This window comes from Streptococcus oralis subsp. dentisani, assembly GCF_002860905.1.
Taxonomy (GTDB): Bacteria; Bacillota; Bacilli; order Lactobacillales; family Streptococcaceae; genus Streptococcus; species Streptococcus oralis_BA.
The window spans coordinates 2234-2841 of the sequence record NZ_PKIG01000013.1 but is presented as its reverse complement, the minus strand read 5'-3'; the positions used below and the strand labels follow the sequence as shown (position 1 = coordinate 2841).

Here is a 608-nt window from a genome sequence, read left to right as displayed (position 1 = left end):
AAGATTCTTGGAGGTAGAGCACTGTTTGGGTGAGGGGTCCATCCCGGATTACCAATCTCAGATAAACTCCGAATGCCAATGAATTATGGTCGGCAGTCAGACTGCGAGTGCTAAGATCCGTAGTCGAAAGGGAAACAGCCCAGACCACCAGCTAAGGTCCCAAAATAATTGTTAAGTGGAAAAGGATGTGGGGTTGCACAGACAACTAGGATGTTAGCTTAGAAGCAGCTATTCATTCAAAGAGTGCGTAATAGCTCACTAGTCGAGTGACCCTGCGCCGAAAATGTACCGGGGCTAAAACAATTTACCGAAGCTGTGGATACCTTTATAGGTATGGTAGGAGAGCGTTCTATGTGTGAAGAAGGTGTACCGTGAGGAGTGCTGGAACGCATAGAAGTGAGAATGCCGGTATGAGTAGCGAAAGACAGGTGAGAATCCTGTCCACCGTAAGACTAAGGTTTCCAGGGGAAGGCTCGTCCGCCCTGGGTTAGTCGGGACCTAAGGAGAGACCGAAAGGTGTATCCGATGGACAACAGGTTGATATTCCTGTACTAGAGTATGTAGTGATGGAGGGACGCAGTAGGCTAACTAAAGCAGACGATTGGAAG

General features: G+C 48.4%; 1 rRNA gene (cut by a window edge). It reads left to right on the top strand.

Annotated elements, in window-relative coordinates:
* A 23S ribosomal RNA gene (locus CYK16_RS10535) occupies positions 1-608 on the top strand; its annotated part runs 1420 nt beyond the window's last position; the annotation flags it as partial.